This window comes from Pseudomonas sp. GW821-FHT09A09, assembly GCF_059418405.1.
Window position 1 is genome coordinate 30,470 of sequence record NZ_JBWKPU010000038.1, and the last position, 25,631, is coordinate 56,100.

17 protein-coding genes, 3 tRNA genes and 1 riboswitch are annotated in these 25,631 nt (G+C 61.3%); of the genes, 3 read left to right on the top strand and 17 right to left on the bottom strand.

Going from position 1 to position 25,631, the window contains the following annotated elements:
• The 7 genes from AC07OV_RS25655 to ltaE all read right to left on the bottom strand — a co-directional run bounded on the left by AC07OV_RS25655 (position 1) and on the right by ltaE (position 5,961).
• Positions 1–77: transfer RNA gene (locus AC07OV_RS25655), tRNA-Arg, on the bottom strand.
• 72 nt (positions 78–149) lie between these two features.
• Positions 150–226, bottom strand: a tRNA-Arg gene (locus AC07OV_RS25660).
• A gap of 108 nt (positions 227–334) precedes the next feature.
• A tRNA-Ser gene (locus AC07OV_RS25665) sits at positions 335–425 on the bottom strand.
• Between the two features lie 62 nt (positions 426–487).
• A complete protein-coding gene (csrA, locus tag AC07OV_RS25670; protein WP_003175645.1) occupies positions 488–676 on the bottom strand; it encodes a carbon storage regulator CsrA in 189 nt (62 codons plus the stop codon).
• A gap of 176 nt (positions 677–852) precedes the next feature.
• Complete coding sequence (locus tag AC07OV_RS25675; RefSeq protein WP_024076998.1) at positions 853–2,094, bottom strand: aspartate kinase; 1,242 nt, start codon at positions 2,092–2,094, stop codon at positions 853–855.
• A 97-nt stretch (positions 2,095–2,191) separates the two neighbouring features.
• Positions 2,192–4,810, bottom strand: a complete 2,619-nt coding sequence (gene alaS / locus AC07OV_RS25680; protein ID WP_495093229.1) for an alanine--tRNA ligase — start codon at positions 4,808–4,810, stop codon at positions 2,192–2,194.
• Positions 4,811–4,956: 146 nt separating this feature from the next.
• Entirely contained in the window at positions 4,957–5,961 is a 1,005-nt protein-coding gene (gene ltaE, locus AC07OV_RS25685; protein ID WP_495093230.1) for a low-specificity L-threonine aldolase, read from the bottom strand.
• A 190-nt stretch (positions 5,962–6,151) separates the two neighbouring features.
• Positions 6,152–6,321: riboswitch (FMN riboswitch) on the top strand.
• Positions 6,322–6,434: 113 nt separating this feature from the next.
• Here ltaE and AC07OV_RS25690 point away from each other — a divergent pair.
• Entirely contained in the window at positions 6,435–6,941 is a 507-nt protein-coding gene (locus tag AC07OV_RS25690) for a 6,7-dimethyl-8-ribityllumazine synthase (protein WP_178925486.1), read from the top strand.
• Positions 6,942–7,086: 145 nt separating this feature from the next.
• Positions 7,087–8,562 (top strand): M91 family zinc metallopeptidase, encoded by a 1,476-nt coding sequence (locus AC07OV_RS25695; RefSeq protein ID WP_494998272.1) that lies wholly within the window; start codon positions 7,087–7,089, stop codon positions 8,560–8,562.
• Here the strand turns inward: AC07OV_RS25695 and astE are convergent.
• From astE to AC07OV_RS25730, 7 genes are all read right to left on the bottom strand, one after another.
• Positions 8,559–9,563, bottom strand: a complete 1,005-nt coding sequence (gene astE, locus AC07OV_RS25700; protein ID WP_494998273.1) for a succinylglutamate desuccinylase — start codon at positions 9,561–9,563, stop codon at positions 8,559–8,561. The genes AC07OV_RS25695 and astE overlap by 4 nt on opposite strands.
• An 11-nt stretch (positions 9,564–9,574) precedes the next feature.
• Positions 9,575–9,865, bottom strand: coding sequence for a hypothetical protein (locus AC07OV_RS25705; protein WP_003214319.1), 291 nt, complete (start codon positions 9,863–9,865; stop codon positions 9,575–9,577).
• A gap of 24 nt (positions 9,866–9,889) precedes the next feature.
• Complete coding sequence (gene astB, locus AC07OV_RS25710) at positions 9,890–11,236, bottom strand: N-succinylarginine dihydrolase (protein ID WP_494998274.1); 1,347 nt, start codon at positions 11,234–11,236, stop codon at positions 9,890–9,892.
• Between the two features lie 173 nt (positions 11,237–11,409).
• Positions 11,410–12,876: a succinylglutamate-semialdehyde dehydrogenase gene (astD, locus tag AC07OV_RS25715; RefSeq protein WP_495093231.1), complete on the bottom strand. Its 1,467-nt coding sequence runs from the start codon at positions 12,874–12,876 to the stop codon at positions 11,410–11,412.
• Complete coding sequence (gene astA, locus AC07OV_RS25720; RefSeq protein WP_176997959.1) at positions 12,876–13,901, bottom strand: arginine N-succinyltransferase; 1,026 nt, start codon at positions 13,899–13,901, stop codon at positions 12,876–12,878. Before astA ends, astD begins: the two co-directional genes overlap by 1 nt.
• Before the next feature lie 53 nt (positions 13,902–13,954).
• Entirely contained in the window at positions 13,955–14,974 is a 1,020-nt protein-coding gene (gene aruF / locus AC07OV_RS25725) for an arginine/ornithine succinyltransferase subunit alpha (protein WP_176997960.1), read from the bottom strand.
• A 205-nt stretch (positions 14,975–15,179) separates the two neighbouring features.
• A complete protein-coding gene (locus AC07OV_RS25730; RefSeq protein ID WP_494998276.1) occupies positions 15,180–16,400 on the bottom strand; it encodes an aspartate aminotransferase family protein in 1,221 nt (406 codons plus the stop codon).
• Between the two features lie 244 nt (positions 16,401–16,644).
• On the opposite strand from AC07OV_RS25730, the gene AC07OV_RS25735 reads away from it, so the two are divergent.
• Entirely contained in the window at positions 16,645–22,512 is a 5,868-nt protein-coding gene (locus AC07OV_RS25735) for a dermonecrotic toxin domain-containing protein (protein ID WP_495093232.1), read from the top strand.
• Between the two features lie 6 nt (positions 22,513–22,518).
• Here the strand turns inward: AC07OV_RS25735 and argR are convergent, their stop codons facing one another.
• From argR to AC07OV_RS25750, 3 genes are all read right to left on the bottom strand, one after another.
• Positions 22,519–23,499, bottom strand: a complete 981-nt coding sequence (gene argR, locus AC07OV_RS25740; RefSeq protein ID WP_176997963.1) for a transcriptional regulator ArgR — start codon at positions 23,497–23,499, stop codon at positions 22,519–22,521.
• A 227-nt stretch (positions 23,500–23,726) separates the two neighbouring features.
• Entirely contained in the window at positions 23,727–24,491 is a 765-nt protein-coding gene (locus AC07OV_RS25745; protein WP_016973723.1) for an ABC transporter ATP-binding protein, read from the bottom strand.
• 27 nt (positions 24,492–24,518) lie between these two features.
• The gene (locus AC07OV_RS25750) at positions 24,519–25,631 is read right to left on the bottom strand and encodes a succinylglutamate desuccinylase/aspartoacylase family protein (protein ID WP_495093233.1); all 1,113 of its coding nucleotides are present in this window, start codon (positions 25,629–25,631) and stop codon (positions 24,519–24,521) included.

Below are 25,631 nucleotides of genomic sequence, written 5' to 3' on the forward strand. Positions count from 1 at the left end.
TGGTGCACTCGACAGGATTCGAACCTGTGACCGCTCGGTTCGTAGCCGAGTACTCTATCCAGCTGAGCTACGAGTGCAAATTGTGTTTTTAGACCAGATCACAACTGGTTGAAGCCGAGTTACCTGCATTACTGCAACTAACTCTTAAATGGTGCACTCGACAGGATTCGAACCTGTGACCGCTCGGTTCGTAGCCGAGTACTCTATCCAGCTGAGCTACGAGTGCATTTGTTGCCGCGCATTATAGGCCGTTCAATCTCTATGTAAAGCTATTTTTTCGTTTAATTTCAACAACTTAGCGAAAAAACCAGATTGCAACGTACTAAGCAAATAATGGCGGAGAACGGGGGATTCGAACCCCCGACACCCTTTTGAGGTGTACTCCCTTAGCAGGGGAGCGCCTTCGGCCACTCGGCCAGCTCTCCGCAACACGGGGCGTATATTAACCACGTTCATCCCCGTTTGCAAACATAAAAAACGATAAAAATTAAAGGCTTGGTTCTTCGTCCTTCTCTTTCTTGATCCGCAGGTAGATTTCCTCGCGGTGGACCGCTACCTCTTTCGGAGCATTAACCCCGATACGTACTTGATTGCCTTTGACGCCGAGCACGGTCACGGTGATTTCGCCATCACCGATAATCAGGCTTTCTGCGCACCGACGAGTCAGAATCAGCATACCTTTCTCCTCACGCATTTCAGTTCAGGAACAACAGTCTGCAAAAAAAAGGCCTTCGACCTACAACCAAAAAGGCCATAGCCCTACCCGCCTAAGTATTGTCGAGCCCACGTAAAAGAACATGCGCCCCACAAAAAAAGGAAAGGCGCGGTAAACCGCGCCTTCCTGGCACTGCATCACTCGCCCTGTCGGGCCGGAGCGTCGAGCTCAAACGCGGTATGCAGAGCGCGTACAGCCAACTCCAGGTACTTCTCTTCGATCACCACCGAGACCTTGATCTCCGAGGTGGAGATCATCTGGATGTTGATGCTTTCCTTGGCCAGCGCCTCGAACATGCGGCTGGCAACGCCGGCATGGGAACGCATGCCCACACCCACGATCGACACCTTGGCAATCTTGGTATCGCCGACCACTTCACGGGCGCCAATCTCGCTCGCGGTGTTCTGCAGGATCCGCTCCGCCGCATCGTACTCGTTGCGGTGCACGGTGAAGGTGAAATCGGTGGTGTTATCGTGCGAAACGTTCTGCACGATCATGTCGACTTCAATGTTCGCGCCACTGATAGGGCCCAGGATCTTGAAGGCCACGCCCGGGGTGTCTGGCACGCCACGGATCGTCAGCTTGGCTTCATCGCGGTTGAAAGCGATGCCGGAAATGATCGGCTGTTCCATGGATTCCTCTTCATCAATAGTAATGAGGGTGCCCGGACCCTCTTTGAAGCTGTGCAATACGCGCAGCGGAACGTTGTACTTGCCGGCGAATTCTACCGCGCGAATCTGCAGCACCTTGGAACCGAGGCTGGCCATTTCCAGCATCTCTTCGAAGGTGATCTTGTCCAGGCGCTGGGCCACGGACACTACGCGAGGATCAGTGGTATAGACGCCATCGACATCGGTGTAGATCTGGCATTCATCAGCCTTCAAGGCTGCTGCCAGCGCTACGCCAGTGGTGTCCGAACCGCCACGCCCAAGGGTAGTGATGTTGCCCTGCTCGTCGACACCCTGGAAACCGGCGACAACCACCACTCGCCCTTCCTTCAGGTCCGCACGAATCTTCTGATCGTCGATCTGCAGGATGCGCGCCTTGGTGTGCGCACTGTCGGTGAGGATGCGCACCTGGCTGCCAGTGTAGGACACCGCTGGCACGCCACGCTTGTTCAGCGCCATGGCCAACAGGGCAATGGTCACCTGCTCACCCGTCGACACGATCACATCCAGCTCACGCGGCAGCGGCTGTTGATCACCGCTGATTGCCTTGGCCAGGTCGATCAGGCGATTGGTCTCACCGCTCATGGCCGACAGCACCACCACCAGGTCGTCGCCGGCATCGCGGAATTTCTTAACCTTGTCGGCGACCTGCTCGATTCTTTCGACAGAGCCGACCGAGGTGCCTCCAAATTTCTGTACGATCAAAGCCATTTCTAAGCCGCCTCAGCCCGTAAAGGGGCGCCCAATAAACAAATCTTGCAGCACCGCAGCGAGCCCATGACTAGACCATGGGCTCATTAACGGTGCCTTAAATGCCTGCCTCGACAAACGGCACGGTCAGGGCCAGGGCCGCGTCCAGGGAGCCTGCGTCTACACCACCGCCTTGCGCCATGTCCGGACGACCACCGCCCTTCCCGCCCACTGCCGCAGCGGCTTGCTTCATCAAATCACCGGCCTTGAGTTGGCCAGTCAGGTCCTTGGTTACACCGGCAACCAGAACGACCTTATCCTCATGGACACCGCCGAGCAGGATCACTGCGCGGCCGAGCTTGTTCTTCAACTGATCGACCAAGGCCAACAACGCCTTGCCGTCCTGGCCATCCAGGCGCGCAGCCAGGACTTTCACACCCTTGACGTCCAGCGCGGTAGCAGACAGATCGTCACCCGCCGCACTGGCTGCCTTGGCTTGCAACTGTTCCAGCTGTTTCTCCAGCGCACGGTTGCGCTCCAGCACAGCGGACAGCTTGTCGATCAGGTTGTCGCGGCTGCCCTTGACCAGGCTGGCCGCTTCCTTGAGTTGTTCTTCGGCCGCATTGAGGTAGGCCAGGGCCGCAGCGCCGGTCACTGCTTCAATACGACGTACACCAGAGGCCACGCCGCCTTCGCTGATGATCTTGAGCAAGGCGATATCGCCGGTACGGTTGGCGTGGATACCGCCACACAGTTCCACCGAGAAATCGCCGCCCATGCTCAGCACGCGCACGCTGTCGCCGTACTTCTCGCCGAACAGCGCCATGGCGCCCTTGGCCTTGGCGGTCTCGATATCGGTCTCTTCGGTTTCCACTGCGGTGTTCTTGCGGATCTCGGCGTTGACGATGTCTTCCAGTGCCTTGATCTGCTCAGGCTTGATCGCTTCAAAGTGGCTGAAGTCGAAACGCAAGCGCTGGCTGTCCACCAACGAACCCTTCTGCTGAACGTGCTCGCCCAGTACCTGGCGCAGTGCAGCGTGCAGCAAGTGAGTGGCCGAGTGGTTCAGCGACGTTGCATGACGCACGTCTGCGTCCACTTGAGCGTCTACCGGCGAACCCACGGTCAGGCTGCCCGAAGCCAGCACGCCGTGGTGCAGGAATGCGCCACCGGTCTTGGTGGTGTCGCGCACATCAAACCGGCCAGCGGCTGCCTTGAGGAAGCCGCAGTCGCCGATCTGGCCACCGGATTCGGCGTAGAACGGGGTCTGGTCCAGCACCACAACACCGTCGTCACCTTCATTCAAGACGTCAACCGACTGGCCTTCTTTATAGAGGGCAACCACTTTGGCCGAGGCTTGGGTGGCGGTGTAGCCGGTAAACTCGGTGGCCACGTCAACCTTGACCAGGCTGTTGTAGTCCAGGCCGAACGAGCTGGCCGAACGTGCGCGCACGCGCTGGGCTTCCATCTCGCGCTCGAAACCTTCCTCGTCGAGGGTCAGGTTGCGCTCACGGGCGATGTCGCCGGTCAGGTCCATCGGGAAGCCGTAGGTGTCGTAGAGCTTGAACACCACGTCGCCCGGCACCACGGTGCCCTGCAGGCCGGCAAGGTCCTGCTCGAGGATTTTCAGGCCCTGCTCCAGGGTCTTGGCGAACTGCTCTTCCTCGGCCTTCAACACGCGCTCGATGTGCGCCTGGTTCTGGGTCAGTTCCGGGAACGCATCGCCCATCTCGGCCACCAGAGCCGCGACGATCTGGTAGAAGAAGCTGCCATTGGCACCCAGCTTGTTACCGTGGCGGCAGGCGCGACGGATGATGCGGCGCAGCACATAACCACGACCTTCGTTGGACGGCAGCACGCCGTCGGCAATCAGGAAACCGCAGGAACGGATGTGGTCAGCCACCACCTTGAGCGAAGCCTGTTCTTCGTTGGCGCAACCGATGGCCTTGGCAGCCGCGGCCAGCAGGCTCTGGAACAGGTCGATTTCGTAGTTGGAATGCACGTGCTGCATCACCGCACTGATCCGCTCCAGGCCCATGCCGGTGTCCACCGACGGCGCTGGCAATGGATGCAGCACGCCATCGGCGGTGCGATTGAACTGCATGAACACGTTGTTCCAGATCTCGATGTAACGGTCGCCGTCTTCTTCCGGCGAGCCCGGAGGGCCGCCCCAGATGTCGGCGCCGTGGTCGTAGAAGATCTCGGTGCAAGGGCCGCACGGGCCGGTGTCGCCCATGGTCCAGAAGTTGTCGGACGCGTACGGCGCGCCTTTATTATCGCCAATGCGCACCATGCGCTCGGCCGGTACGCCAACCTGCTTCGTCCAGATGTCGTAGGCTTCGTCATCGCTGGCGTAGACGGTCACCCAGAGTTTTTCCTTCGGCAGCTTCAGCACGCCGGTGAGGAAGGTCCAGGCGAAGTTGATCGCGTCCTGCTTGAAATAATCGCCAAAGCTGAAGTTGCCGAGCATTTCGAAAAAGGTGTGGTGACGGGCGGTGTAGCCGACGTTTTCCAGGTCGTTGTGCTTACCACCGGCGCGCACGCACTTCTGGCTGCTGACTGCACGGGTGTAGGCACGTTTTTCCTGGCCCAGGAAGCAGTCCTTGAACTGGTTCATCCCCGCGTTGGTGAACAGCAGGGTGGGGTCATTGCCTGGGATCAAGGAGCTGGAGGCTACACGGGTGTGACCTTGCTCTTCGAAGAAGCGAAGGAAGGCTTCACGGATTTCTGCGCTTTTCATTAGGTTCTTCCACGGAGGCTGCGGCCAAAGGCCAGTGCGCAACATCATCAGACGGAGCGACGGCAAAGGGCCGCATTATATCGGCCCTTTGCCGGTGGTACAGCGTGTTTATGAGATAGAAACAGTCAATTAGACGGTCTGCACTGTCATTTTCGGGAAAACTCGACAAATGTCTGCAGCACCTGCTCCATCTGCGCCCGGCTCACGTCCAGATGCGTGACCATGCGCAGGCGCGGTGCGGCGCTCAACGTGATGCCGCGCTCGGCGGCAAACGCCTTCAAGGCCTGCGCCTGGTCGCCGATCTGCACGTAGACCATGTTGGTCTGCACCGGCTCGACCTCAAAACCAGCCTTGCGCAGTTCATCCCCCAGCCATTGGGCGTTGGCGTGGTCATCGGCCAGACGCTGCACCTGATAATCCAGGGCATACAGCCCCGCTGCCGCCAGCGAGCCGGCCTGACGCATGCCACCGCCGACCATCTTGCGCAGGCGGCGCGCCTTGGCGATCAACGCCGTGGAGCCGCACAGCACTGAGCCAATCGGCGCGCCGAGGCCCTTGGACAGGCACACCGACACCGAATCGAAATGCCGGGCAATTTCCCGCGCATCCACGCCCAGCTTGACCGCCGCGTTGTAGAGCCGCGCGCCATCCAAATGCAGGGCCAGGCCGTGTTCACGGGTAAACGCCCGCGCCTTCGCCAGGTACTCCAGCGGCAACACCTTGCCTTGCATGGTGTTTTCCAGCGCCAGCAGACGCGTGCGGGCAAAGTGGAAGTCATCAGGCTTGATCGCCGCCAGCACCTGGTCCAGGTCCAGCGAGCCGTCCGCCTGCACTTCCAGTGGCTGGGGCTGGATCGAACCGAGCACCGCCGCGCCGCCACCTTCGTACTTGTAGGTGTGGGCCTGCTGGCCGACGATGTATTCCTCGCCACGCTCACAGTGGGCCATCAACGCCAACAGGTTGCTCATGGTGCCGGTGGGCACGAACAACGCGGCAGCAAACCCCAGGCGTTTGGCCAGTTCGGCTTCCAGATGGTTGACGCTGGGGTCTTCGCCGTACACATCATCGCCGCTGGCGGCATTGGCCATGGCGTCCCGCATGCCGGGGGTGGGTTGGGTCACGGTGTCGCTGCGCAGGTCGATCACAGACATGAAACAAGCCTCTGAGGGATGAGTAAGTTCCTTTTGAAACAGATTACTGCGGGCAAAGCCACGGAATATCAAGCCCCAAACCCCTTCAATCGAATACCAACCAAACAAACCGATATAGCTTATCGATACAGCGGTGGTGCAGTTTTTGAAAAACCGTGTTAAAAACTCTCCGCCGCCAGGGTTCTGGCGGCAACGTTCTCAGGGCGGGGTGCAATTCCCCACCGGCGGTAATTGCACGCAATGTGCATAGCCCGCGAGCGCTTGGCGCCTCGAACTGCTCACGCAGGACGGCGACAAGGTCAGCAGACCCGGTGTGATCCCGGGGCCGACGGTCATAGTCCGGATGAAGAGAGAACGGGATTGGCACCTAAGGGCCGCGCGCCGACCTCATGCTTGCATGACGAAGCTGTCCGTACCCTTAAATCCCATTCGATTCATAACGCCCTGTTTTTTTCTTAAACAGGAGTCAGAACATGCAACCCACCGCAATCGACAGCAAAATCAAGCACCACCACGGCGAGCGCGTCGCGTTTATCCAGGCCTGCTGGCACAAGGATATTGTCGACCAATCGCGCAAAGGCTTCCTCGCCGAAATGATCGCCCAGGGCTACCAGGAATCGGACATCGATTTCTTCGAAGTCGGCGGCGCCTTTGAAATGCCCCTGCACGCCAAGCTGCTGGCCAAGACCGGTCGTTACGCCGGTATCGTCGCCGCCGCGCTGGTGGTGGACGGCGGCATCTACCGCCACGAATTCGTCGCCCAATCGGTGGTCAGCGGCCTGATGCAAGTGCAGCTGGAAACGGAAGTACCGGTGTTCTCGGTGTCCCTGACCCCGCATCACTTCCACGCGGGCAGCGAGCACCACACCTTCTTCTTCGATCACTTCGTGCACAAGGGCCAGGAAGCCGCCCGCACCTGCGCCGATACCCTGCACAAGGTACGTGCAATCCGCCGCAGCGAGCAGAAGCTGGCGGTCTGACACCTCCTCAGCCCGTGATCAAAAATGCCCCGGCAAGCCTTTGCCGGGGCATTTTTTTTGACGCCTGCATATCTACCGCTTCGAGATCCTGCCCCTGCGGTTTAGTAAGGCCTGACCCCTTACCCCATACGCAAGGACCTGCAACATGCTCCCCCATCAAAACGCCGAAGGCGTCTACGTCCTCGATGCACGCATACTCACCCCCACCCCGAGGCGCGAACCCACCAACGAACGTCCCGGCGGCCCGGGCTTTATCGAAATCCACGACATTCTTGAAAACGAAAATGTGCGCATTGAACGCAGGCTGTTCAGGGATGAGGACGTTGATCAACTGTGCCTCAGCACCTTCGATACATCCGACATCATCAATATATTCGCCGCCCCCCACATCGACAGCCAGTTGACGCTGACCGTGCAGATCAACCAGTCCCGCTACGAAATCACCCTTGACTGGCGCGCACAAACGCTGGTGCTGACCACCCGCGGCGGCAATGACCGCATTCATATCGAAGACAACGTCATCGTGCCAGTCTTTGTCTACAGCGGTGAGGGCGACGATCGAGTGGTCAGCGCAGCTCAAGCGGCAAGCCTGCACACCGGCCCCGGCGATGACTTCATCGCGGTCGTCAACGGCGCCTGCCATGTCGAAGCCGGCGAAGGAAACGACGAGGTGCATGGTTTTCAAGACACCCATATGACCGTGTATGGCGGCCCCGGTGCCGATGAAATCAGTGGTGGCAGCGGCTCATGCTTTATCGATGGCGGCCAAGGCGATGATCATCTTATCGGAGGGCGTGGACCGAATATCCTCAGTGGCGGCCCCGGTAATGACCGGATCAAGGCCGGCCCTGCCAGCAACGTCATCTACACGGGCGATGGGTTCAACGACGTCACACGCCTCAAGGCAGACGACGTCACGTATTACAACTTCAAGAGCAGCCTGACCGTTGATTGCGCCTTGATAATGCACCCGGACGTGCTGGATGACTTTCCTCCCGGCCAAGTGGCTTCCCACGCGGTTCATTTGGAGCCCAAACCCTTGGACCAGAGCGGACTCGTTGTACAAGGCAGTGCGCAATTCGTCCAGCGAGTCAATGACGATTTACGTCTGCTGCTCGGCTCACCGACCGGGCAACGCTTGCTCGCGCAACTGGAGCGTGCCGCGCGCGACAGCGGACACCCCATCACCATTCATGAGTTCTACCCCAAGCTCAACGGGCAATTCGTCCCGGCGTCCGGCACCCGCGACTGGCCGTTTATCGACAATGACCAACCTGGCCGCCCCTCGTTCGGCGGGAAGATTTGGTACAACACCACGGACATCGTCCCCGGAACGCCCAGCATCATTAACCTGTTCCACGAGCTGTGCCACGCCTGGAACCACATCAGTGGCACGGTGTTGCGCGGTGAGAGCCCCGACGGCATTGACGGCAACAAACCGCGCTACCCGGTGAACAACCACGAACTGCAAGCCGTGGGCCTGCCAACGACGGCGCCACCGTTCGACTTTGACCGCGACCCGAGCACCCCACCTGGCAACACCAACCCGCCGGAATTCAGCGAAAACGGGCTACGCAAGGAGCTCGGGCTACCGCCGCGCAAACAGTACCTGAATAATTAAACCAGACCGTTCTCGGTGGTAGGCACAATCAAAATTCCCGCACGCAAGCCATTTTTCACCTTCGGGTTAGGAAAGATGATGCGCGCCCCATCTTCTTCGATCACCCAGCGGGTCTTGGCCACGTCCTCCGCCAGCAGATACCCCTTGGCCAGCGGAGAGAAGTTTTCAACATCCGCCGGCAAGTGCATCAGGAAAGCATCGCTGTGCTTGATGACTTCACGGGACACGGCAAACAGTTGCAGGCCATCCAGGCTGGACACCTCAGGTTCGGTGCCTTCGATGATCTGCTTCAAGCGGGTTTCCAGGCGGGACACGTCCACGCCCTGGTTCTGCCCGAACGGCCGCGCCTTGCCCAATTCCAGGGTGAAGGCTTCAGCCTCCAGTTGCTCGTAGGTGAATGCGGTAAAGGTGATCGAGGTCTTGTTCTGCAACAACACCGCTTCCATGCCGGCGGCACGCAGGCGTTCCAGTTCGCGGCGTGAATGCTGGCGCCCGTCCTTCCACGGGTACAGCGCGAACTGCTCGATCTTCGAACCACGGATCGCCGTGTGCAGGTCGTAATGCAGACGCGAGCGGTCAGGCAGGCTGAAGAAGGTGCGGGCCAGTTGCTCCAGCTCGGCGGCGCGCATGGCCTCCGGGCCGATGTTTTGTTCGTGACGGCCGTTGAACAGCCGGTTGACGTCCAGTTCCAGGTAACGCTCGCCGCGGCGCATGGCCTCGGGGTTGCCGAACAGGAACAGGATGCGGTTGCGGGGTTTGATCTCCCCACGGGCAATGCCATGCAACAGGCGGTCGAGCAGTTCGATCGGCGCGGTTTCGTTGCCATGGATGCCAGACGACAGCAGCAAGTCGCTGCCGTTGTCTCGGCCCTGCGGCGGGCGCACTTCAAGCGCGCCCTCGCTGAGCCAGCGCATCTGCACGCCGTCGACAGTCAGTTGAATTTTTTGCGCCGGTTCACGACCGGCGAGGGTCAGTTCAAGCAGTTTGCCGAGGGCGAGCATAAGCAGCTTCCTTAGTGGTTGCAGCCTGGGCCGTGGACGTGATCGTCGTCGTCACCTTCAACGTCGGCTGGTTCCATTTCCAGTTGCAGGCTCATCAGGTTGGTCGCCAGTGGGCGCATCAGCAGGTTGGCGTACTCGGCGTCGCCTTCTTCCACGTCCACGCCGATCAGCAGTTGGCCACGGCCGTCGTGCTGGATCCAGATCTCCTTGCCCTGCCACACCACGGCGACGCGGGTGCAAGAGGTTTCCAGCTGGGTGCCGTCGGTGTCTTCAAGGATCAGCTTCAGGGTGTCGGTGGTCATAACTATGTTCTCAGCCGTATGGCGTTAATTGATCTGGAAAGGATAAACCGAGCCCAGTTTAAGGATTTGCGTCAGTTCATCCAGTGCCGTCCGGCACTCAAGCAGTAACTGCGGGTCAGCCAGGTCGCTTTCGCGCAGGCTGTCGCGGTAATGCTTGCCTACCCACTGGGTCAGTGTTTCGTACAACGGCGCGGTCATGATAACGCCTGGATTCACCGCCGCCAGTTCCGTTTCATTCAACGCCACGCGCAAGCGCAGGCACGCCGGACCACCGCCGTTCTGCATGCTTTGCTTGAGGTCGAACACCTTCACTTCGCGGATCAGCCCACCGGAAGCGGTCAGGCCCTGCAGGTATTGCCAGACGCGCTCGTTGGCGCGGCATTCTTCCGGCACGATCAGCAGCATCGAACCGTCGGCATGGCTGAGCAACTGGCTGTTGAACAGGTAAGAACGCACGGCGTCCTCGACGCTGACTTGGGCGCGGGGCACGCAAACGGACTGGAAGTTGCCGCCCAGCTTGCCCAATTTGGCGTGCAGTTCACCCAGCATCTGTTCGGTATTGAGGAACGCGTCCTCGTGATAGAACAGCACTTCGCCGTTGCCCACGGCGATCACGTCGTTGTGGAACACGCCGGCATCGATCACCGCCGGGTTCTGCTGGGCGTAGACCACACCGTCATCCTTCAGCCCGTGCAGGCGCGCAACGGCCTGGGACGCTTCAAGGGTCTGGCGCGCCGGGTACTTCTGCGGCGCCGGGTAGCGCGGGTCGAACGCACTGCGGCCGAACACAAAAAACTCCACGCCCGCCTCGCCGTACTCACGGCAGAAACGCGTGTGGTTGGCGGCGCCTTCGTCACCAAACTGCGCCACAGCGGGCAAGGCGGCGTGGTGGGCGAAGTGCTTCCCATCGGCAAACATCGCGCCCAGCACGCGGCTGGTGGTCGGGTGCTCGATGCTGCGGTGGTATTTGCAGTTGAGGTTGGCGGCGGTGAAATGCACGCGGCCATCCGCGGTGTCGGCGCTCGGGCTCACCGTGGCGGCATTGGCCACCCACATGCTCGACGCCGAGCAGCTCGCCACCAGCAGCGGCATGGCTTGCTTGGCAGCCTGCTGGATCACCTGCGCGTCGCTACCGCTGAAGCCAAGGCTGCGCAAGGCGGCCACATCAGGACGTTCCTGGGGCGCCAATACGCCTTGCACAAAGCCCATGTCCATCAGGGCTTTCATTTTTTGCAGGCCCTGCAACGCCGCTTCCTTGGGGTTGGAATGCTGCTGGCTGTTGCTCTGGGACGCGACGTTGCCGAAGGACAAACCGCCGTAGTTATGGGTCGGCCCCACTAGACCGTCAAAATTGACTTCATAGGATTTCATCGGCGAGGCTCCACGAACATCTGTTTTTATAGGCATCTAGTGCAGATCTGTAACTGTTAACCCGATCAACTGTGGGAGCTGGCTTGCCTGCGATGCGGACGACTCGGTCTATGATAAAACCGAGGTGATGCCTTCGCAGGCAAGCCAGCTCCCACACAAGCCCGCCCCCACATTCAGGGCAGCGTAATGCCAGGGGTCAGGGTTGCTGGCACCGCCAGGGTTGGGGTTTCCAACGACGCCACCGGGTACGCGCAGTAATCCGCCGCGTAATACGCACTGGCGCGGTGGTTGCCCGACGCCCCTACCCCACCAAACGGCGCGGTACTGGCGGCGCCGGTCAGCTGTTTGTTCCAGTTGACGATCCCCGCCCGGCTTTCCAGCCAGAACTGCTGGTAGCGCGCCTCGGAGTCCGACAGCAAACCCGCGGCCAGGCCGTACTGGGTGTTGTTGGCCTCGGCAATCGCGGCTTCGAAACCCGCGTAGCGAATCACTTGCAGCAGCGGGCCAAACAGCTCTTCGTCTTCACGCTCGGTCACGCCAGTCACGTCGATGATGCCGGGGGTCAGCAACGCCGCCTGATCCTGGGGCTGGGTCATTTCCAGCAAGGCGACCGCGCCGTTGGCCAGCATCAATTCCTGGGCGTCCATCAGTGCCTTGGCCGCCGCGAGGGAAATCACCGAGCCCATGAACGGCGCGGGTTGCTGGTCAAACGCACCCACTGCAATGGTCGAGCTGACCGCCACCAGGCGCGCCAGCAACGCATCGCCCCATGCGCCTTCCGGCACCAGCAGGCGACGGGCGCAGGTGCAACGCTGGCCTGCCGAAATGAACGCCGACTGGATGATGGTATAGACCGCCGCATCCACGTCAGCCACTTCATCCACCACCAGCGGGTTGTTGCCGCCCATCTCCAGGGCCAGGATCTTGTCCGGGCGCCCCGAAAACTGCTGGTGCAGGTGGTTGCCAGTACGGCTGGAACCGGTGAAGAACAACCCGTCGATACCCGGGTTGGCCGCCAGGGCGATCCCGGTTTCCCGCGCACCTTGCAGCAGGTTCAACACGCCCGCCGGCAAACCGGCTTCGATCCAGCATTGCACGGTCAGTTCAGCAACCTTGGGGGTCAGCTCGCTGGGCTTGAACAGCACGGTGTTACCCGCCAGCAATGCCGGCACGATGTGCCCGTTGGGCAAGTGACCCGGGAAGTTGTAGGGGCCAAACACCGCCACCACGCCGTGGGGCTTGTGGCGCAATACGGCAGTGGCGTCGCCCAGGGGGCCGCTCTTCTCGCCGGTACGCTCGCGGTAGCTTTGCACCGAGATGGCGATCTTGTTGGCCATGCTGGTGACTTCAGTGGCCGATTCCCACAGCGGCTTGCCAGTTTCCTCACCGATGCAGCGGGCGATTTCATCGGCGCGTTGTTTCAGGGTAGCGGCGAAGGTTTCCAGCACGCTGATGCGTTCTTCCAACGGGCGCTTGGCCCAGGCCGGGAACGCCTGGCGTGCGGCCTGCACGGCGGACTCAACCTGTTCGGCCGTGGCGCCATTGCCGGCCCACAGCACTTGCTGGGTTACCGGGTTGCGCGATTCGAACAGTTCACCCTGGCCAGCCAGCCAGCTACCTGCGATATACAGCGAATTCATTACTTGGACTCCCGAGCAGCGGACAACGGTACGGCACGCACTTGATCACCCACCACCAGTTGCAGGCGCTTGGCGGTCAGCGGATCGACCACCAAGGTGCCCGCTGCCAGGCGGGCCGGTGCGGCGGTAATACGGCACTCTTCGCGCTTGCGGTTGTGGATGAGGAACGGCGTGGCGTCGTCCCCTGGGGTGCCGATGGCCAACACCAGCGACTGGCTGTCGCGCACCGCACGGATCTTGGTGGTTTCACACTCCACGGCCGGGCCCGCGTCGAAGATGTCGACGTAGCCCTGGTAGCTGAAGCCTTCGCTCTTGAGCATGCTCAGGGCCGGCTCGGTGTCCGGGTGAACCTTGCCGATCACGTTGCGCGCGTCTTCGGACAGGAAGCAGCTGTACAGCGGAAACTTCGGCATCAGCTCGGCGATAAACGCCTTGTTGCCCACGCCGGTGAGGTAGTCGGCCTGGCTGAATTCCATCTTGAAGAAGTGACGACCCAGGCTTTCCCAGAACGGCGAGCGCCCCGCTTCGTTGGACACACCGCGCATCTCGGCGATGATCTTGTTGCCAAACAGCTGCGGGAATTCGGCGATGAACAGCATGCGCGCCTTGGCCAACATGCGGCCATTGAGGCCGGTGCGGTAATCGGCGTGCAGGAACAACGAACACAGCTCGGAATTGCCGGTGAGGTCGTTGGCCAAAAACAGCGTCGGAATCTCGCGGTAGATATTCAGCTCCTGGGAGGCGCTGACGGTCAGGCCTACCCGGAAGTTGTACCAAGGCTCACGCAGGCCGACGGCACCGGCGATGGCAGAAATGCCCACCACACGGCCTTCGTCGTTTTCCAGCACGAACAGGTAGTCGGCATCGCCACGCCCGGCGTCGCCGCGAAAGGTTTTTTCCGCCCAGCCAACCCGGTGGGTCAGGCGCTCTTCGTTGGCCGGCAAGGTGGTGAGGCCGGTGCCGGTGCTGCGCGCCAGATCAATCAGGGCCGGTAAATCGCTGCTGCGTACGGGACGAACGATCATGCTATCTCCTCAGACGGGCCGCTGCCTGGCAGCCACCCGCGACACTCAATTCTTTAAACCGCGACCAGGCGCACACTCGCGCCTTCGCCAACACCCAGGGCTTCGGCGGCGGCCAGGTCCAGGGTCACCGGTTTGCCGGGCGCGTAGTCCAGCTCCAGCATCACCGCACGGTAATCCTGCAACTGCCCGTTGCTCACCAGGTACTGGCGGCCGGCGCCCTTGACCATCTCGCCGATCTTCACCGGCACCACGCGGCTCTGGGCGATGGAGCGAATGCCCGAGACCCGTGCGTGCAATGTCGGGCCACCGTCGAAGATGTCGATGTAGTGATCGGTCTCGAAGCCTTCGCGCATCAGGATGTCGAAGGTGATCTGCGCACGCGGGTGCACTTGGCCCATGGCTTCCTGGGCTTCGTCCGGCAACAGCGGCACGTAGATCGGGTAATGCGGCATCAGCTCGGCGAGGAAGGTACGGCTTTTCAGCCCGCACAGGCGCTCGGCGGCGGCGTAGTTGAGGTCGAAGAAGTTGCGGCCGATGGCGTCCCAGAACGGCGAGTCACCGTTCTCGTCGCTGTAGCCGACGATCTCGGTCACCACCGAGTCGGCAAAGCGCTCGGGGTGGCTGGCGACGAACAGCAGGCGGCCACGGGAATTGAGTTCCGACCACGGCGAACCGACCAGCTCGGGCACCACGTAGAAACTGGTGAGCAGGCTATTGCCGGTAAGGTCGTGGCACTGGGAAAGTACGTGGATCTTGTTGTGGATCTTCAGCTCGCGGGAGGCGTGCACGAAGGTCTCGTTACGAAAGCTGTAGAACGGCTCGGAATAACCGGCCGAAGCGACGATGGCCGAGCAGCCGGCGAGCTTGCCGCTCTCGGTGTCTTCGAGCACGAAGAAATAGCTTTCTTCGCCGTTGAAACTCACCTCGGCCGCGAAGGACGCTTCGCTGGCGGCGATCTTGTCGCTGAGGCGTTCCACATCGTCCGGCAAGGAGGTGACACCAATCGGGCTGTCCGCAGCCAGACGCTGTACCTCGCCCAGATCAGCCATTTGCGCGGGGCGCATCACCAGCATGGTGTCACTCCTTAACTCGAAAACTCACAGAGGAAAAAATGCCGGAGGGTCCCCTGTAGGAGCCGGCTTGCCGGCGATCGCATCAGCGCGGTGTAGTTGTTGCACCGAGGTGTCTGGATCGCCGGCAAGCCAGCTCCTACAGGGACAGAGTCCGGCCTTTGGAATGTGTGTTCGGCGCCCGATTGCTCGAGCGCCGAACGGTGAATCAAGCTTGCGTCAACGCTTTCACTGCACGCTCAAAACGGTCCAGGCCTTCCTTGATGTCCGCCTCATCCACCACCAGGCTTGGGGCAAAACGCACCACGTCCGGGCCGGCTTGCAGGATCATCAGGTTTTCTTTCTCGGCCGCGTTGAACACGTCCTTGGCCTTGCCTTTGAACGCGTCGCTCAGCACGCAACCGAGCAACAGGCCCATGCCGCGTACTTCGGTGAAGATGCCGTATTGCCTGCCGATCTGCTCCAGGCGCGCCTTGAACAGGTCGTGCTTGGCGTTAACGCCGGCCAACACCTCAGGGGTGTTGATCACGTCGATCACCGCTTCTGCCACTGCACACGCCAGCGGGTTGCCGCCGTAGGTGGTGCCGTGGGTACCGACCACCAGGTGCTTGGCCAGGTCTTCACGGGTGAGCATCGCCGCAATCGGGAAACCGCCGCCCAGGCTCTTGGCGCTGGTGAGGATGTCTGGCACTACGCCGTAATGCTGGTAGGCAAACAGGTGGCCGCTGCGGCCCATGCCGGTCTGCACTTCGTCGAACACCAGCAGCGCGTTGTTGGCGTCACACAATTCGCGGGCACCTTGCAGGTACGCCAGCTCGGCCGGCAGCACGCCGCCTTCACCCTGGATCGGCTCCAGCACCACGGCGCAGGTCTTGTCCGACACGGCGGCTTTCAGCGCAGCCAGGTCGTTATAAGGGACGTGGGTGATGCCGGTGATTTTAGGACCGAAACCATCGGAGTACTTGGACTGGCCACCGACGTTGACGGTGAACAGGGTACGGCCGTGGAAGCTGTTCAGCGCGGCGATGATCTCGTACTTCTCGGTGCCGAAGCGGTCGAACGCGACGCGACGGGCCAGCTTGAACGCGGCCTCGTTGGCTTCGGCGCCGGAGTTGCAGAAGAACACGCGCTCGGCAAAGGTGGCGTCGATCAGCTTGTGGGCCAGGCGCAGGGCCGGCTCATTGGTGAAGACGTTGGAGACATGCCACAGCTTGTTGGCTTGTTCGGTCAGCGCACCGACCAGCGCCGGGTGGGCGTGGCCCAATACGTTGACCGCGATGCCGCCGGCAAAGTCGATCAGCTCGCGACCCGCCTGGTCCCATACACGAGAACCTTCGCCACGCACGGGGATGAAGGCGGCAGGCGCGTAGTTAGGCACCATGACCTGGTCGAAATCGGCACGTTGCACCGGGGCTTGCTCAACGGACATCGGAGTCTCCTGAAGAGGAACGCCTGCCTGGAACTGGCGGGCGATGCAGGGATTGTAAGGACAGTTTTCAGTGCGGCCTTGTCGCCAAGCGACAACTTCTTATAGCGCCAACCCGCGATTTTGGCGGGTTTACGCCAATGCGACAAATAGCATCGCAATGGCGCAGTTTAAACTAACTATCTAGAGCAGGCGGCGTGAAACGCGCTGATCTACTGATGCCCTTTCCTCTTATCAGAGATTGAGCATGAGCACGCCCTCACCCTCCAGCCAGCCCGACAGCCATTACCAGATCCTGAGAGGCGCCATTCCCAGTTGGTTAGGCAAAGCCTCCAACGCCAAACAGCAGGCCCTGTCCCGCGCCAACCCACAGCCGTTACCCGCCAACCCTGCGCTCAGGCGCCTGAACGCCGAGCACTGGGATGCACAAAATGCCGTGGATAACGCGCTCAAACACGTGAAAGGCCCAAGGGAATTTGCCCGCGAAGTACTTGAACATGCGTTGAAAACTCGTTTCGGCCTGGTCCTCGACAGTGAGGCGGTGTTCCTGCGCCTTTACATCCCCCAGCACATCCCTTGGTTTTCGATTCCCTCCGGAGCCTCGCGCACGTGGACGGTGTCACTGCTGGACGCCGCCCTGCATAACTTCGAACAAGACGAAACCCTCGAAGGCGCATTCGAAGCCGCCTCTACGTTCATTACGCCGCCCTCCGACAGCAGACGATTCAATACACTGCCGGCGATCGGGAAGATAATCAGCATTCCCGCTTTCACGCAGTTATGCCGCGAACTGGACATCGGCGCACACTATCAAACCTATTTGCGCGAACAGCTGGGCCTCACTGAACCCGTGAGTGCCGCCGTGCTCGAACACAAGGTGACCGTCAGCCAGAAAGCCGCCCTGCGCGCCGCCCTGCAACTGGCACGCACACGGGGCGATATCAGCGACGCTTACGCACAGCAGGTGGACGGGCTGCTGCAAGGCCGCCGCAACCTGACACTCGACAACCTGCCCCTGCGCTGCCACGCCTTCACGATGTTGCAAGTGCCGCTGACCGGCATCCTTCTGCTCGCACCCGATCTGGAGAACAACCGCTCAGTCCAGCGCCTGCTGGCCTACGTCCCGGACGACCCACAGCATCCGCTCAAGGAATATGCCTCGCCACTGGCGTTCAAGCAGGCGCTGACACGGCAACTGCGCAGCCCCGACTATCAGGCTTTTTTCAGCCGCTTTGTCGCCCACCAACACCGTGGGCGTTTTTTTGCCGGCTTGAGTCAGCGTCTGGGCCGAATCACCTGGCACCCGCCTGAGTACGGCAGCAGCCTGGCGCCGTGGCGCAATCAGCCGACCGATGACCCCAAACTGCAATTTGTCGCAGACGTCATTCAAGGCGAGCCGTGGCAACACCTCTATCAGCAGAAGCTCAATCAGATCCTCAACGACGCGCGAACCCAGGCAGTTTCAACGGCCGATGTCGACCGCAAAGCGCGCTGGGCGCTGTGGGACTCGTTTGTCAATGTCGCCTCATCCATCCTCAACGCCGCCCTGCTGATCGTCGCCCCCTTCATTCCAGGATTGGGCGAGTTGATGTTGGGGTACATGGCCTATCAACTGCTTGATGAGGTATTCGAGGGGATAATCGACTGGGCGCAAAACGATACACGGGAGGCGTTTGCCCACCTGATGGGCGCTCTTCAGTCACTCGTGGAACTGGGTGCATTTGGCGTGGGCAGTACGATCGGCATCACGCAAATGCGCAAAGTGTTGCCGGCAGAGGTCGTGGCCTTCATCGAGCGGTTCAAACCGGTGACCCTGGCCAACGGGGGCAAGCGCTATTGGAAGCCCAACCTGTCGCCCTATCAACACGGTCTTAGTCTGCCGCCGCGCCTGGGCATCAATGAACAGGGCCTGCATACCTTGCGGGGCGAATCGATACTGCCCCTGGACGGTAAGCTTTATGCCGTGGAGGCGACCGAGCACAGCGCACACTATCGCCTCAAACACCCCACTCGCCCGGATGCCTATCAACCCTTGGTTCACCATAACGGTGCGGGCGCCTGGCATACCGAGCTGGAACGCCCCCTGCAATGGGACCGCAACACCCTGTTGCAGCGCCTGGGCCACAAGGCCGAAGGTCTGAGTGAGGCAGACCGCGAACAGGCCCTGGGCCTCAGTGGCGTACAGGAAGACGCACTGCGTAAAATGCACGTCAACAGCCTGCCCCTGCCGCCTCTGCTGGACGACAGCCTGGCGCGCCTGCGCATAGACCGTGACCTTACACGCCTGATTGACAACCTGCGCAGCGATGACCCGGCGGTATACGGCAGCATCGACCCCCAGGACACCTTGCAACTGCTGACCACCCACGGCAATTGGCCAACAGAGAAGTCACTGTGCTTTCTCGACAGTCGGGGCCGGGTCACCTGGACCTTTGGCGACCCGAGCAAACCCATGGTGCAAATTCATGAAGCGCAGTTGAAAAACGGCGATTTGCTCAAGACCGTCCTCCAAAGCCTGACGCCGGATGAGTTGCGTATTCAATTCGGCGAACGCATCGGCGACCCGCAGTTGAGCCTGGAAGTGCGCACGCGACAATTGCGCGAAAAACTGGCGCAGGGTGCCGAACGCCAACGTGCGGCTTTGTTCGACTCCCGTTATGGCGCGCTACCCTCTGCCACAACGCATTACGCGCGGCAGATTCAACACACTGCGGCCGGCCTGCCCGTCGGTGTGGCACAACGACTGGCAAGCGACGCCAGCGGCGCTGAACTCGAAATCCTCGACCAGCGCCGCACGCCAGCACGTCTGGCCCAACTGGCCCAGGCCGCCCTGGATGAGGTGCGTCTGAACCGGGCCTATGAAGGCCTGTATCTCGATTCACAAAACAGTGTCGACACCGATCGGCTGAGCCTCAACTCGCTGCGCCTGCAACCCGGCTGGTCGGATCAATTCCGGCTGGACGCACGCCACCGCAGCCTCGAAGGAACCTTGTGGAACAGCATCGGCCCGGCTGACGCACCGATCCAGCGCACACTGGTGCGCCTGGACTCCGGCCTGTACGTGCCCCATGAGGGCAGTCTTGCCTTGTCAGGGGAATTCGACCTGTACCGCGCAATCCTCCACGCCCTGCCTGATGCGCAACGCCGAGCGTTGAACATCGATATTCATGACGGCCCCGAGCTGCGAAAACGCCTGGCGCACCACCCGTTGCCACGCGAAGAGTTACGCGTCCAGATGCCCCCCACCCAATCGCACGCCGTGCGCATCGAAACCCTGCGCCTGCTCGGCAACACCGAAGGTTACGCCGCCGAACCTGCGGCCCCGGCCTTACCTGCAACGCCACTGCAGCGCACGCGCAGCCTGTTTCCGACCCTGAATGAGCAACAAGCGCAGCAGTTGATCGACCACTTGGCCGCACCTCCCGGCGACGCCAACGCGGCACTTGCCCTGCTGGAAACCGAATATCGGGACCTGGACACGTCGCTGGCCACCTGGCAACGCACCCTGCCCTCGCAACATCCCGACACTGGCGCACCGCTGAGCCCGAGCCGGCGTCGTTATGAGCGACAAAACCGCGCGCATATCGCCGAGCAACTGCGGCGCTGCTGGCGCCGGGAAACCGAGGCTGACAACTACTACGAGGACCCGGCGCGCGACGGCTTCACTCTGCGCCTGAGGTGGCCGATCCTCGGCGAACTGCCGACGCTCGATCACCCGCTGATACACGTCTCCTCCCTGACGTTGATCGGCGCCGACGGCACGTTGGGGGTTGCGCGTTTTATCGAGGCCTTTCCACGCCTGCGCCACCTCGAAATCAGGGACATCCCCCTCGGCGATCTCCCGCCCTCAATCAACAACCTGCCCCATCTGCGCATCGTGAGCCTGGATAACTGCCGTATCACTCTCAGCACCGCCAGCGCCGCGCGCCTGGCCGCCCTGAGCGACCTGCAGGGGCTCAACCTGCATCAGAACCCCTTGGGGCAAGTGCCAGACCTTCAAGCCATGCGTGACCTGCAAGACCTGGACCTGTCCGAGACGGGCATTGAGCACATGCCCGTGGGCCTGCTCAACCTGCCCGAACTGGAGACCGTCTTTTTGAGCGGTAACCAACTGCGCGAACTGCCGCCGAGCCTGTTTGAACTGTCACCTGCGGCCAGCCAACGCTTCGACCTTTCGGGTAACCCGTTTACGCAGCCCACACTGGAGCGCATCAAAGCCTATTACCAACAGCATGGCAGCCACTGGGAGGCCGACGCTGCCGAGGTCGACCAACGAGACGCGCGCCTGCTGTATCCCTCGCTCAGTCATGATGCCCTCAATCAATTCATCTTCAGCCTGCCGGGCGACATCGAAGCCGGGCGGCGCGAACTGGCACGGCTGGCAGACGAGCTGAAGACCTTGCAGAGCGAATTGACAGGCTGGTCGAGTGCTCCGGGACTCTCCGGGCTGGAACACGCCAGGCGTCAGTCGCTGCACCGCGTGCTGGAAAACAGCTGGCGCCGGGAAACACCCCAGGATACGCGCTTGATCCATGCCTTGAACTTGCCCGCAGCCCTGGCCGGCGACCTGCCGACACTGAGCGCACAGTTCAACCACATCGGTTACCTGAGCCTTGAAGGCAACGGTTCCCCCATGCAGCCGGAGGGCTTTCTCAAGAGCTTCACTGCACTGGACATTCTCAGTATCCAGAACGCACAGCTGGGGGACATTCCCGCCTCGGTGTTCGACCTGCCCAAGCTCACGCACCTGGGCCTGACGCGCTGCGGCATCACACTGTCGCAGACGAGCAGGCATGCACTCGCGGGGATGACGCGCCTGGAGCACCTGGACCTGTCCTACAACCCTCTCGGCGTGGTGGTGGACTTTCAGCGCCTGGCCCACTTGAAGGATGTTTCGCTGCAAGGCACCGGCCTGCGAGAAGTTCCTCCGGGCTTGTTGACCCAGGACCGCCCGATGGCCATCAACCTCAGCCACAACGCCATCACCGAACTGCCCGAGGCCAGCTTTACGCTGCCTGTCACCGCCACTCACCGTTTCAACCTCTATGCCAACCCGTTGTCGCGCCGCAGCCTGGACCGGATCAAGGCCTACTGCCAACGCACCGGTGAATTCTTCAACGCCCAAAGCCCGACGACCGAACGTGAAAGGGTCGAGGCGCTGTACCCGCTGCTGCTGGAAAAAGAAGCGGACCGGTTTGTCTTCACGCTACCCGGGCACATGGATGAGGTCGCCGCCTACCTGACGCACCTGGAAGCCGAGTATGAACAACTGACGACGGACCTGGAGCACTGGGTCCTGGACGTTCCTCAACGCCATCCCATCCTGGACGTCCCCTTGGATGAGGACACACAAGCCCGGGAGCAATTGCAACGACGTGGTTTCAAAACACTGCTGGAACAGGCATGGCGCCGCGAAAGCGCAGAAGATGATGAAAGCCTCGACGATGAACTCACCCACAGCCTGAACCTCGACACACCGATCATGGGCGAGTTGCCCCGGCTGAGTGCACGCCTTGAACATATCTCACGTTTCGAATTTACCGGCGACGGCACAACAACGTCAGTGAATGGCACACTGAAGTGTTTTCCAAACCTGCAGACGCTTAATATGCGGGGTTGCCGCCTGCAAGCCCTGCCCAGTGCGCTGTACAACCTGCCGAAACTGTCCAGCCTGGAACTGAATGAGTGCGCGATCACCTTGACGGCAAACAGCGCGCGCGCCATCGCGGACTTGAGTGCCATGGAGTTTCTCGACCTGAGCGACAACCCACTGGCCCTGGCGCCCGACGTCAGCGGCATGAACCAGTTGGTGGCGCTGCATTTGCGCGCCACCCACATCAGCACAGTGCCCACGGGGGTGTTCCAACTGACCGAACTGCAAACCCTGGACCTGAGCGACAACTTCATTACGCAGATTCCGCCTGACTTGCTGGAAATGATTCCCGTGTTTCACGATGACAGCGACCTGAGCGGCAACCCGCTATCGCCCGAAAGCCTGGGCTATCTCAGGCGCTACTTCCAGCGCACGGGCAACGAATTTCAGGTGATCGAGGCCACACAGGACGAAGACGGCAATCCACTGCCATCGCCCCAGGCTCAGATTCAGGAGGAGTAAACCGACTCAGCCGCGCTCGGCGGGCACCGAAGACAGCTCGAACGGGCTGCTGCTGCGGCGCTGGTTGCGGTCTTCGCGGGGCGTGGCGCCGAAGAAGTTGCGGTAGGCGCTGGAGAAATGCGGCCCCGAGGAGAAGCCGCACGACAGGCCGATCTGGATGATCGACTTGCTGGTTTGCATGAGCATCTGGCGGGCCTTGTTCAGGCGCAGTTCCAGGTAGTACTGGCTGGGGACGCGGTTGAGGTATTGCTTGAAGATGCGTTCGAGTTGTCGTCGCGACACGCACACGTGCTGGGCGATTTCGTCGGTGGTCAGCGGCTCTTCAATGTTGGCTTCCATCAGCAACACGGCCTGGGTCAGCTTGGGATGGCTGGAACCCAGGCGGTTTTGCAACGGAATACGCTGACGCTCACCGCCTTCGCGAATGCGCTCCACCACCAGTTCTTCGGAGACCGCACCGGCCAGTTCGGCGCCATGATCGCGGGCCAATACTGCCAGCAGCAGGTCGAGCACCGACATGCCACCGCACGCAGTGAGGCGGTCGCGGTCCCAGTCGAACAGGTGGCTGGTGGCGATGACCTTGGGGAAGCGCTCGGCGAAATCATCCTGCCAGCGCCAGTGCACCGCAGCGCGGTAGCCGTCGAGCAGGCCGAGCTGGGCCAGCGGGTAGACCCCCGCCGACAGGCCGCCGATCACACAACCGGCGCGCACCAACTGCTTGAGCGCGGTGCTCAGTTGCGAAGCGATGACGGTGGGCGGTTCATCCGCCAGCAGGAACAGCTTCTGAAAACCTTCCAGCTTGCCGGCCCACGGCTCGCCCGGCAGTTGCCAGGCGCCGTCGGTGGCGGGCTCGGCGAGCAGGAACGACAGCTCGTAGACCACTTCCGGATGCACTCGCTGGGCAACGCGCAAGGCCTCCTCAGCCAGCGCAAGCGTCAGGGCTTTTGTGCTGGGCCAAATCAGGAAACCAATTTTATGGGCGGTCATGGAGTGCTATCCGAAGCCTGAAACAGTAAAGAAGACAAAGGCCAATGCTAGCCCGTAAACCCAAACAAATCTCAAAACAACAGCGATCCACTGTAGGAGCCGGCTTGCCGGCGATCGCGGTGGGCCAGGTAGATCGCTATCGCTGGCAAGCCAGCTCCTACAGGGGATCGAGGTCGACCTCAAGGCTGTGAAGCATGCACTACTTCAGTGCACAAAAGCAGCCTTGATTATTTCAAACTGCCGGACAAGAACTGCTGCAAACGCTCGGACTGCGGGTTCACCAGCACTTCACGCGGGTTGCCACGCTCTTCAACAATGCCTTTGTGCAAGAACACCAGCTGGTTCGACACTTCACGGGCAAAGCCCATTTCGTGGGTCACCACCACCATGGTGCGGCCTTCCTGGGCCAGGTCCTGCATCACCTTCAGCACTTCGCCGACCAGCTCAGGGTCGAGGGCCGAGGTGGGTTCGTCGAACAGCATCACCTCAGGTTCCATCGCCAGGGCACGGGCAATCGCCACGCGCTGCTGCTCGCCACCGGACATATGGCCGGGGAACGCGTCCTTACGATGACCCACGCCGACTTTGGCCAGGTAATGCTCGGCCTTTTCACGGGCCTCTTTCTTCGACACGCCCAGCACGTGTACCGGGGCTTCCATCACGTTTTCCAGCGCGGTCATGTGCGACCACAGGTTGAAATGCTGGAACACCATGGACAGGCGCGAACGCATGCGCTGCAGCTGCTTGGGGTCGGCGGCCTTCATGGCGCCGTCCTTGTTGGCCACCAGTTTCAGCTCTTCGTTGTTGAGCAGAATCTTGCCGGCGTGGGGTTGCTCCAGCAGGTTGATGCAGCGCAAAAAGGTACTTTTGCCCGAACCACTGGAACCGATGATGCTGATCACATCACCGGCCGCGGCGGCCAGGGACACCCCTTTGAGCACTTCATGACTGCCATAGCGTTTATGCAGGTCTTGGACTTCAAGTTTGTACATGCGGTCGGTTCTCACAAAAACAGGTGGTCAGTCGTTGAGCAAGCGCCCGTGACGCAGCGCTTCGCGCCCCGCCACCTTGGCCAGCCAGAAACCCGCTTGGGCATAACGTAGCCGTTCAACGGCAAACAACACCCCGGACGTGCCCGCGCAGACAATGCTCACGCGGTCGGTCAGGGGATCAATCACTTCAAAAATCGGCTCGCCTTTTTCGATGCAGTCACCGGCCTTACGCAGGTAGCTGATGACCCCAGCGTGGGGGGCGAACAGCAATTCGGTGCCTTCGAAGGGCAAGCCTTCACAGGGTTCGAATTGTGGTGCGGGCCATTCGCCTTTGATCAAGCCTTGTTCGGCCAGGAACGCGAGGATGCCTTCGGCGTGGAAGATCGCCTCGTCGCGCCCGGTGTCCGCCTGGCCACCCAGCTCCAGGGTAGTCGCCAGGCACGCCAGCGGGACCTGCGCCTCGGGAAACGCCTGGGACAAACGCAACCACGGCAACGAGCAAGCTTCATCAAACGAGCTGCCGCCGGAGTCTTCCGCCAGCAGGCCGACCTTCACGTTCAAATGTGCGGACAGCGAGCGCCACTGCGGCCAGTGCTGGGGCAATGCGTACATATGTAGCGCGGCTTCGGCGTCACAATGCAGATCGAGCACGATGTCAGCAGTACAGGCATGGCTCAGCAAGATGCGTTGCATGCCTTGCAACTGGCTGCTCGGCTCGGGCAATGCGTCCAGCGCATCGCTCATCGCCTGGCGGATCATGCGCACGTTGGCGTGGGGGTCATCCCCTAGCTTGCCTTCGAGCAGCTCGGCCACCGGTTCGCTCAACTCGACGAAATCACGGTTGAAATTCTTGCCGCTGCCGATCTCGAAACGCCCCTGGTGGCTGCCTTGCAGCAACTGCCCCAGGCCCATCGGGTTGGCCACCGGCACCAGCTCGATCACGCCATTGAGGGCGCCCTGCTGTTCCAGCTCGGCGAGGCGTTTTTTCAGCTCCCACGCGGCGCGCATCCCGGGCAATTCATCGGCGTGCAGGCTGGCCTGGATATAGGCCTTGCGCTCGCCACTGCCGAAACGGAACACGCTCAGCTGGCGCTCGCAGCCCAGGTGACCCCAGGGCAACAGGTGATCGATACGTTCCAT

Bases quoted from the DNA above. Each gene is read 5' to 3' on its own strand.
- csrA (WP_003175645.1), bottom strand. From the start codon at position 676: ATGCTGATTCTGACTCGTCGGTGCGCAGAAAGCCTGATTATCGGTGAT.
- AC07OV_RS25675 (WP_024076998.1), bottom strand. From the start codon at position 2,094: ATGGCTTTGATCGTACAGAAATTTGGAGGCACCTCGGTCGGCTCTGTC.
- alaS (WP_495093229.1), bottom strand. From the start codon at position 4,810: ATGAAAAGCGCAGAAATCCGTGAAGCCTTCCTTCGCTTCTTCGAAGAG.
- ltaE (WP_495093230.1), bottom strand. From the start codon at position 5,961: ATGTCTGTGATCGACCTGCGCAGCGACACCGTGACCCAACCCACCCCC.
- AC07OV_RS25690 (WP_178925486.1), top strand. From the start codon at position 6,435: ATGCAACCCACCGCAATCGACAGCAAAATCAAGCACCACCACGGCGAG.
- AC07OV_RS25695 (WP_494998272.1), top strand. From the start codon at position 7,087: ATGCTCCCCCATCAAAACGCCGAAGGCGTCTACGTCCTCGATGCACGC.
- astE (WP_494998273.1), bottom strand. From the start codon at position 9,563: ATGCTCGCCCTCGGCAAACTGCTTGAACTGACCCTCGCCGGTCGTGAA.
- AC07OV_RS25705 (WP_003214319.1), bottom strand. From the start codon at position 9,865: ATGACCACCGACACCCTGAAGCTGATCCTTGAAGACACCGACGGCACC.
- astB (WP_494998274.1), bottom strand. From the start codon at position 11,236: ATGAAATCCTATGAAGTCAATTTTGACGGTCTAGTGGGGCCGACCCAT.
- astD (WP_495093231.1), bottom strand. From the start codon at position 12,876: ATGAATTCGCTGTATATCGCAGGTAGCTGGCTGGCTGGCCAGGGTGAA.
- astA (WP_176997959.1), bottom strand. From the start codon at position 13,901: ATGATCGTTCGTCCCGTACGCAGCAGCGATTTACCGGCCCTGATTGAT.
- aruF (WP_176997960.1), bottom strand. From the start codon at position 14,974: ATGCTGGTGATGCGCCCCGCGCAAATGGCTGATCTGGGCGAGGTACAG.
- AC07OV_RS25730 (WP_494998276.1), bottom strand. From the start codon at position 16,400: ATGTCCGTTGAGCAAGCCCCGGTGCAACGTGCCGATTTCGACCAGGTC.
- AC07OV_RS25735 (WP_495093232.1), top strand. From the start codon at position 16,645: ATGAGCACGCCCTCACCCTCCAGCCAGCCCGACAGCCATTACCAGATC.
- argR (WP_176997963.1), bottom strand. From the start codon at position 23,499: ATGACCGCCCATAAAATTGGTTTCCTGATTTGGCCCAGCACAAAAGCC.
- AC07OV_RS25745 (WP_016973723.1), bottom strand. From the start codon at position 24,491: ATGTACAAACTTGAAGTCCAAGACCTGCATAAACGCTATGGCAGTCAT.
- AC07OV_RS25750 (WP_495093233.1), bottom strand. From the start codon at position 25,631: ATGGAACGTATCGATCACCTGTTGCCCTGGGGTCACCTGGGCTGCGAG.